This is a genomic window from Sphaerochaeta sp. (assembly GCF_050178175.1).
GTDB lineage: Bacteria > Spirochaetota > Spirochaetia > Sphaerochaetales > Sphaerochaetaceae > Sphaerochaeta.
In genome coordinates this window covers 1-8,782 of record NZ_JBFXGH010000094.1, presented here as the reverse complement: position 1 = coordinate 8,782, position 8,782 = coordinate 1, and the positions used below count along the sequence as shown (strand labels likewise).

The 8,782-nt window shown below is 47.4% G+C and carries 10 protein-coding genes; 8 read left to right on the top strand and 2 right to left on the bottom strand.

The features are described 5' to 3' along the window. On the bottom strand, nt 1–367 hold a 367-nt coding region (locus AB7S66_RS09675; protein WP_428519471.1), incomplete at its 3' end, for a carotenoid biosynthesis protein. A 41-nt stretch (nt 368–408) separates the two neighbouring features. Continuing rightward, the gene (locus AB7S66_RS09670; protein ID WP_428519474.1) at nt 409–1,473 is read right to left on the bottom strand and encodes a phytoene desaturase family protein; all 1,065 of its coding nucleotides are present in this window, start codon (nt 1,471–1,473) and stop codon (nt 409–411) included. Nucleotides 1,474–1,653: 180 nt separating this feature from the next. Between AB7S66_RS09670 and AB7S66_RS09665 the strand changes: the two genes are divergently transcribed. The 8 genes from AB7S66_RS09665 to AB7S66_RS09630 all read left to right on the top strand — a co-directional run. Then, nucleotides 1,654–2,106: a YhcH/YjgK/YiaL family protein gene (locus tag AB7S66_RS09665; RefSeq protein WP_428519469.1), complete on the top strand. Its 453-nt coding sequence runs from the start codon at nt 1,654–1,656 to the stop codon at nt 2,104–2,106. A 218-nt stretch (nt 2,107–2,324) separates the two neighbouring features. After that, the gene (locus AB7S66_RS09660; protein WP_428519467.1) at nt 2,325–3,323 is read left to right on the top strand and encodes a sialic acid TRAP transporter substrate-binding protein SiaP; all 999 of its coding nucleotides are present in this window, start codon (nt 2,325–2,327) and stop codon (nt 3,321–3,323) included. A gap of 75 nt (nt 3,324–3,398) precedes the next feature. Next, a complete protein-coding gene (locus tag AB7S66_RS09655) occupies nt 3,399–3,920 on the top strand; it encodes a TRAP transporter small permease (protein WP_428519473.1) in 522 nt (173 codons plus the stop codon). Then, nucleotides 3,917–5,206 carry a TRAP transporter large permease gene (locus AB7S66_RS09650; RefSeq protein ID WP_428519465.1) on the top strand — a complete coding sequence of 430 codons (1,290 nt, stop codon included), beginning with the start codon at nt 3,917–3,919 and terminating at the stop codon, nt 5,204–5,206. The genes AB7S66_RS09655 and AB7S66_RS09650 overlap by 4 nt, the downstream gene beginning before the upstream one ends. Nucleotides 5,207–5,218: 12 nt before the next feature. Next, a complete protein-coding gene (locus tag AB7S66_RS09645) occupies nt 5,219–6,142 on the top strand; it encodes a dihydrodipicolinate synthase family protein (protein WP_428519463.1) in 924 nt (307 codons plus the stop codon). Then, the gene (locus AB7S66_RS09640; RefSeq protein WP_428519461.1) at nt 6,139–6,903 is read left to right on the top strand and encodes an HpcH/HpaI aldolase family protein; all 765 of its coding nucleotides are present in this window, start codon (nt 6,139–6,141) and stop codon (nt 6,901–6,903) included. The genes AB7S66_RS09645 and AB7S66_RS09640 overlap by 4 nt, the downstream gene beginning before the upstream one ends. A 52-nt stretch (nt 6,904–6,955) precedes the next feature. Beyond that, nucleotides 6,956–7,684 (top strand): FadR/GntR family transcriptional regulator, encoded by a 729-nt coding sequence (locus tag AB7S66_RS09635; protein ID WP_428519459.1) that lies wholly within the window; start codon nt 6,956–6,958, stop codon nt 7,682–7,684. Nucleotides 7,685–7,772: 88 nt separating this feature from the next. Next, on the top strand, nt 7,773–8,782 hold a 1,010-nt coding region (locus AB7S66_RS09630), incomplete at its 3' end, for a cobalamin B12-binding domain-containing protein (RefSeq protein WP_428519457.1).

Genomic DNA, 8,782 nt, shown 5'->3' with positions numbered 1-8,782 from the left:
GATAGGAGAAGAGGAATGCTATCACAAACCAAGCGATATAGTTCTGCAAGGGAATGGTACCGACTGCCCAATTCCAGTAATCAAATGCGATGGCAACCGGCTCCATGACATAGTCAAACAAGACAGTCAGGGAAGCAGTGATCAGAGCAGCTAGGGCATTGTTCGTGACTTTCTGTCTCACGACATCTGCAATTCCCAGGATGATGATGGTCCAGTTCATCCCGATAAGCAGCGGGACGCCAAGCAACTTCAGGCCAAGGGTATCCCCATAGGTATATACCCCAAAGACAAGCGAGGTAGCCACTCCCACGATCTCAAGGAACAATGTGACAAGAAAGGTAATAAAAGCCCACGATAAGAGAGGCATGTTCTTCTCTCGTATATCAAAAAAGAAACCAATGACGGCGATTAGGAGTCTGTCTTGCTGATGCAACTGAGGTAGAAACAGGGGTCTTGGGGCCAGCCAGGATTCTTGAAAATTGCATCAAAATGTGCATCCCAGTCTTTTGCAAAGTAGAGATTGTGGTGTTCCAATCCTTTCAGCTCCCTGCCGATTCCCAAATAGGCAATGAACATCGAGGGGGCAACCATCCGCTTCTCCCAATATGAGTCAGAATACGTACGATGCTTGTCTTCAAGGAGGTTTGTATCACTGTGGTGATAATCGGCAGAGGAAACAACCACATCTGCCATGAATGTTCCTTTATTGGTTTCAACACCAACTGCCCGATTTCCTTCAGTCAGTACCTTCAGCACTTCTGCACCGGTAATCAGCTCAACCCCCTGATCCCTGCAGAGAGAGGCAAAACCTTCTGCGGCTCCAGCCATGCCTTTCTGAGGAAAGAATACACCAAGATTAAGATCAACATGCGTCATGATGGAGTAAATTGCAAGGGCCTGGGCGGGATCGGTACCCAGGAATACCATGGCATATTCCAGGATCTGCTTTGCCCGATGATCTTTTACGTAGTTTGAAACGAAGGAGTCAAGTTTTCCCAGCACTCCAAGCCGCAATCCCTCTGTCATCAATCTTCTATTGAAGAACTGCCCGATGTGTTTGTAATCACGATAGAGGAAATCCTCCATGGCTACATTATACTTATAGGTAGACTGCTCCATGTAGGCTTTCAGGGCTTTTCCACCACCCTTCTCAAATGACTCAAAGAGTTTCTGGTTCTCGTTAAAACGTGGGGTAAGCTTAGCAGTTTGCCCGCCTTCAAAGTACACCTTATAATAGGGGTCAAGGGGACTGAGATCGTAGTAGTCTTCCCGTTTTTTCCCGAAAAGGGAGAAGTAATGCCCGAACACTTCAGGCATGAGGTACCAGGACGGTCCCATGTCAAAGGTAAATCCGTCTTTTTCCCAATATCGGGCTCTTCCCCCAAGTTGGGCATTCTTCTCGACCAAGGTCACATCCCAGCCGTCACGGGCCAGGAGGGCCGCTGGGCTGAGGCCACCGAAGCCTCCGCCTATGACTACTGCTTTCTTGTTCTTGGAAAAATCCTATGTGGTTTGATAGAGAAAAGCAAGAAAAAATTATGGTTTAATTATTAAAAAAGAATCAATCTTATTAAGCTATAGTTGAGTTGCTCTTTTTGTACCCTGCTTCTCACTTTTTTCGTAATCTTGTATGCTGGGCGCGAGGAGAGTCCCATGATAATTGATCAGATCACCAACCTAGAACGTTACATTCCCAGCCTTCCAGCCCTTAAGACAGTTCACGAAATTCTGGAAAGCGGCAAGCTGCCAAGTATGGAGTATGGCAGTTATACTACTGACAATCCCAAGGTACGCTACAACTTGTTCACCTATACAACTGCAACACCTGAGAATTTGACGTTTGAGCTACATAAAAAGGAAGTGGATGTGCAGATTCTCCTTTCCGGATTTGAAACGATGGTAATTGCTGATACATCATCACTAAAGGAGACCATCGGGTATGATACCAGCAAGGATGCTTCGTTTGCAGAAGGCAAGCAATTACTCACCTACCATGCAACTCCCTCTACCTTTGCCCTGTTCTTCCCAGGGGAAGGACATGCATGCAACCTCATCGATGAGCATTCCACTACTGTGGTAAAGGTTGTCTTTAAGATTCTGGTATAACACATAATGACGATAATTCTGGACTGTTGGGTTTCCAACAGTCTATTTTTTTACCATTTTTTGCAATTTGTTGAAAATTCCATTTGACAGATAGTGAAACTCATGTAACGATTAACCTGTAAGACAGCTTTACAAGTTTACAGATTTTACAAGACTTGGCATGTGCCAAGCAAGAAAGAAACATTGTTATACCGCACAGCGGTCCACAGGAGGAAACAATGAAAAAAAGTATTATCGCACTGTTGATGGTAGCCCTGGTACTTCCCATGGCTTTTGCTCAAGGAACATCCGAGGCAAAGCCCGTTGAATTGGTCTATACCATGACAGCGGTTCCCACTGATGCTCATGCTGGGGCAATGCGCGTCTTCAAGGAGACCGTTGAAGAAGTTTCCGGCGGCCAGATCAAGGTTCTTACCTATGACTCCGCTTCCCTCTTCAAGCAGGAACAGGAAGTCTCAGCTGTAAAGAGTGGTCAGGCAGATATGACTGCAACTGCAGCATCATGGCTCACTGATGGAAGCCCTTGGGTAAGTATGTTCACTGCTGGATATATCTTCAAGACCTATGACCACATGACCAGCGTACTCAATGGTCCTATCGGCCAGGAAGTATTTGACCGCATTGCAAAAGAGCAGGGAATTCGTCCTCTCGGTGCTCAGTACTTGGGAACCCGTCAGATCAACCTGGTAGAAGATCGCCCAATCAGGACCCCAGCTGATCTCAATGGTGTCAACTTGAGAATGCCGAACTCTGATTCCTGGATCTTCCTTGGTAAGGCAATTGGTGCCAATCCAACCCCGATCTCCTTCAGCGAATTGTATATGGCTCTCCAGACCAAGACCGTCGATGGCCAGGACAACCCGCTTCCAACCAACAAAAACGCTAAGTTCTATGAGGTTACCAAGTCAATCAGCATCACCAACCACTTGGTTGACTCCGTTTGGCCTGCAATCAACGAGGCAAAATGGCAGTCCTTGACCGAAGAGCAGAAAGGCTGGGTCATGGAAGGCATAAAGGCTGGTATTGAGTATTGTGATACTACCAACATCAAGGCAGAGGCAGAATTGATTGAGTTCTTCAAGAGTGAAGGTCTCAGCATCTACTATGCTGATCTTGATGCTTTCGCTGAGCACGTACTGGCACAGTATCTTGACAGCCCCTATTCCGATACCTGGGATATGGAGATGTTCGAGAAAATCCAGGCTGCTGGAAACTAAGCACCACCTTACGACCCGGGGCATGGTGCTCCGGGTCTTTTCTGATGTTCAATGGAGGCCGACTACGTGAAAAAAATGGCGTTGTTTCTCAGGGATGTCATGGAAGTCTACATTCCCATCCTCTCGTTTATATTTTTATTCTTGGCTTTCATCCTGCAGGTCTTCTTTAGATACGTGGTTAACCACCCATTGACCTGGACACAGGATGTTATCGTCATTGGTTTTTGCTGGTCAGTGATCCTGGGTGCATGTTATACAATGCGCAGGAAGGGGCACGTCCAGTTCACCATGCTCTATGATGCATATAGCCCGAAAGTAGCAGCCTGGGCAAGGATGACCGGAAACCTCCTGATTATTCTCACATTTGCTGTCATGGTGATTCCTTCATTCAAGTATGCGTTTTTCCTTGGCTTCCAGAAGACTCCTGTGCTCAGGGTCTCTTACACATGGATATTCCTCCCTTTTACCTACTTCCTGCTCTCCATCATCGGTTACACAATCAAGCCGGTAATTGAGGACTGGAAAGTGATTACCGGAAAGCTTGAAGACAGTCTCGATCATCGCTTTGATCCTTTGCTTGGGGAGGTAAACAAATGAGTTTCCCTCTATTTGTAACCTTATTGGTTTTTATCCTGATCTTCTTCCTCCGTATGCCGATTGCCTTCGGTATGCTCGCTTCAGCAGCTTGTTATCTTTTGGTAAAGGGTGCTGACCTAAGCTTGGTGGTTAATCAGGTGATGAATACCTACTATACCAACTACGTCATTATCGCAGTCCCGCTCTTTATCTTCACCGCAAACGTCATGAACACCGGAAAGGTCACCGATATGATCTTCAAGTTCGCCGGTGGTATCACAGGACGGATGAGAGGTGCGCTGGGACACGTAAATATCCTTGCTTCCCTGATTTTCAGTGGCATGACCGGCTCTGCAATCGCTGATGCCGCAGGACTTGGAAAAATCGAGATCGAGGCCATGAAGGATGATGGATATGACCCGGAGTTCTCCTGCGCAATAACCGCAGCCTCCGCAACCATCGGTCCTATCTTTCCTCCATCCATCCCCTTGGTGATCTACGCAATGCTTTCCAGTACCTCAGTTGGAGCACTCTTCATGGGAGGCATGGTTCCAGCTGTCCTTCTCTCGCTTTTCTTGATGGTGTATGTCGCAATTGTTGCAAAAAAGCGTAATTATCCCAGAGGGGAAAGAGTTGTCTGGAAAACCTTCCTCGCTTTCACTGTACGGGCTATTCCAGCACTTCTTACCCCGATCATCCTTTTGGTGGGTATCTACACCGGAATCACCACCCCCACTGAAGCTGGAGCAATTGCAGGGCTCTATGCCATGATCATCTCGATCTTCGCCTACAGAGCCATGGGATTCAAGGACTTGATGAATGTTATCCGTGACACGATCAAGGATGTCGGATCAACCAGTATTATGATCGGTGCGGCAGCTATCATCAGCTACATTGTCGCTCGTGAACAGCTCGCTGCAAATATCGGGAACTGGATCTTAGGCTTCACTACGAACAAATATACGTTCCTCTTTTTAGTGAACGTTGTCATCCTCATCCTGGGAATGTTCATGGATACCTCGACAATCCAGTTGGTGTTTGTACCGATCATGATCCCTGTCGCTTCGGCCTTGGGAATCGATATGATTCACTTTGGCCTGGTAGTGACGTTCAATATGATGGTAGGTCTCTCCACCCCGCCCTTCGGTATGCTGCTGTTCATAACCAGCGGTATCTCAGGAACACCTCTCAAGGGGGTCATGAAGGAGATACTCTGGCCACTGACTGTTATGTTGATTGTCTTGGTGATTATCACCTACTTCCCGGAAGTCACGCTGTTCCTGCCGAAAGCAACCGGCCTCATGTAAGGAGAACTAGTAATGCAAGCACAATATAATGGTTGCTGGCCAACCATGATCACCCCATTCACAGAAGACAACAAGGTAGACTTCCGCGGAGTCAAGAAACTTACTGACTGGTACATTGACCGGGGATGTGACGGCATCTTTGCAGTTTGCCAGTCCAGTGAGATGTTCTTCCTCACTCCCCAGGAGAAGCTCGATATTGCAAAGGCAGTGGTCGAAGCAGCAGAGGGCAGGGTCAAGGTCATTGCAAGCGGACATACTGCTGATGACCACCAAGCACAAATCCAGGAACTCGGAGCAATGGCCGAGACGGGTGTGGATGCTGTGGTACTGGTATCGAACAGGATGGCCAAGGAAGAGGAAGGAGAAGATGTCTTCAGGAAGAATGCTGAAGATATCTTTACCCAGCTTCCTTCAGTCACTTTTGGATTGTACGAATGCCCTTACCCCTATCTTAGGCTATTGAGTGATGACTTTCTTCATTGGGCCGCCCATGAGGACAAGTTGGTCTTCCTCAAGGATGTTTCCTGCTCGCTTGAGATCGAGAAACGACGTGTTGAGCTGGTAAAAGGGACCAAGCTTGCACTCTTCAATGCCAATACCGCTACCGTGCTCGATTCATGGATTGCCGGATATGACGGGTACAATGGAGTAATGGCAAACTTTCATATTGATATCTATAAATGGTTGTATGAGCATTTCCGGGAAGATGAAGCTTTGGCTAGACGTGTGAGCGATTTCCTTACGGTAACAGCGATCACGGAAGCAAGGGCATACCCTATCAATGCAAAGTACCATTATGCACAGACGGACATTCCCATGAGTCTGGTGACTCGTTCAAAGCCGGTCTCCTTACTCGATGAGAATGCACGCCACGAAATCGCCAGCTTGATCCGGATGGAGAGAGCAATGCGAACTGAATTGGGATTGAAGCAATGAACCGTGGAAACGAGTTTCGAAAGAGATTGCTGGAAGGCACGGCCCTTGGGGGCCATGTCTTCCTCAACGACCCTGCAATCACTGAAGCGCTTGCCCTTCATGGCTACGATTTCATCTGGATTGATGCTGAGCATGGAGCATTTGACAAGCAGAACCTATTGATGCACATCATGGCAGCGAATGCAGGTGGTGCAGGAGCCTTTGTACGGGTAGCCAGCCAAGAAATGGATATCATCAAGCCGGTTCTTGAAATGGGCATTGACGGAATCATCATTCCGATGGTCTTGGATGAAGTTGAAGCAAAGCGAGTGCTTGAGTTGTGTCTGTATCCTCCCAAGGGTACTCGGGGTTTTGGCCCCAGGCGTGCGATAGGATACAACAGCCAGGATGTTACGAGCTATCTGAAAGAGAGCGAAGAGAGTTTTATCAGGATCATCCAGATAGAACATGTGAAGGCTGTACACCATGTGGAAGCCATCCTCTCTTTGCCGGCACTGGACGCAATCATCATTGGCCCGAATGATCTCTCTGGGTCCATCGGCCATTTGGGAAATCCTTTACATCCAGATGTGCTTGCCTTGGCTGAACTTGCCATCAAGGCGGCAAAGGAAGCCAAGAAACCTGTGGGTGTTTCCATCGGCCCTGATACAAAGACGATAGAGACCTACAAGGCCCTGGGAGTGGATTTTTTCAGCTGCGGGGATGATATTTCCTTCCTGCAGCAGGGAGCTAGGCAGACCATTTCCATGGTGCGTAAGTAGCTGTAGAAAGAATTGAAAAGAATCGATATGATGTATTGAGATGGAGGTTGGCATGGATATTTCGAACATTTCGCTTACTCGGACAAATCTAAGTTCACAGGTTGCTGACCATCTGGAAGAATATATACTCTCCTCCCCAAAGAGCAAGGTCTCTGAGAAACTCCCTTCAGAGATGAAGCTTGCAAAACAGTACAACGTAAGCCGCCCTGTAATCAGGGAAGCTATGAAACTCTTGCAGGAGAGAGGCCTTATCTCATTGAAGAACGGTAGTGGTGCATATATCACCCGCCCTGAAACCGATACGGTGATGAATGCCATCAACCGTATCATGCAGGTGGATCATATCAAATCTGAGGATTTGACTCAGGTACGGGAGATTCTTGAACTCTCATCTGCCGACCTAGCAGTGCAGAAGATCACAGATGAAGATCTCCAGAAGATGGATGAAATCCTTTCCAAGTTTGAGGATAAAACGCTCCCATTGAAGGAACGTGTCAAGCTGGATGAGCAGTTTCATCTGACCATTGCACAGGCCGGGGGCAATGAGCTGCTGTGTATGTTTATCGGCGTTCTGACATCCCTCCTCCGCGATTACATGGGGAAGGGAATCCTTGTAGAAGGTGGTATTGAAGATGCAATCTCCCGCCACCGGGAAATCTACCAAGCCTTCTGCAATAGAGATAGGGAAGCTGTGCATCGTGCCATGGCTGACCACCTCAAAGTATCCAGCCTTAATGTACAATTCTTTGACAAGAAAGGTACTACTGTAAAAACGAAGTAACGCATTAGAACACCTTTCCCTATGACAAACCTCCCATACCCTGTTATGCTATAGCTATATCACGTACTTTTCGGGATGGAGGTCTTGCATGAGTTTATTACTACCGGATATAGATCCAAGACGTATCAGTCTCGCGCAAAAAATCTTCGACCAACAGTTCGAGCAAGACCCCAGACTTGAGCAGGAAATGGATGATAGACGGAAACGTCTCATGTTCCAAGACATACTCTACAACTTCGACTTCCTTTCAACTGCGGTGCAGATCGGAGATGAGAAGCTCTTCACGAACTATGCAGTCTGGCTCTATGAGTTGCTCTGCAACCTGATGAAAGATATTGACCGTGATCGCGTCAAGGACCAGATGGTCCATCACTACGAAATTTTAAAAACCTTCAGTGACAAGCTCTTTGAAGAAGAGACAATGATTACTTCAGCAAGAACCATCCTTGATGCTGCTATTGATGCAACTGAACAGGCAATGGACAACTACCAGGTATCTGAGGAGTTTCTTCGGGGTAATCATCTTTCCATACGGCGAGCATATCTTAATGCACTTCTCAGGAGTGAAACCCAGAAGGCTATCCAAATCATTGAAGATGCACGAAAGGACGGGTTAAGCCTGGAAGAGCTCTATGAAGATGTTATACGTCTCAGCATGCAGGAAATCGGGGAACTCTGGTACCAGAACAAGATAACCGTGGACAAGGAACATTATGCTACCTCCACCACCCAGATGATCCTTGCTCGCTTCTATCCATACATTTTCAACCAGAGGCCAGTAGACAAGAAAGTCCTTACCTGTTGCATCGGCAGCGAGCTACATGAGATGGGAGGCAGAATGGTAGCAGACCTTTTTGAGTATCGAGGATGGGAAAGTGTCTACCTTGGGGCAGCAGTCCCTATTCCTTCGTTAGTAAGCGCAGTGGCGGAACATCAACCCGATCTTGTCGCACTCTCGGTCACCATGCCCCAACACCTCCAAACCTGTTATCTAGCGGTAAAGACATTGAAAGAGAAATACCCTTCCCTGCTTGTAGCGGTTGGAGGAAGAGCGTTCAAGACCACTGGTGGCATCTATAAGACATGGCCCATCGATGT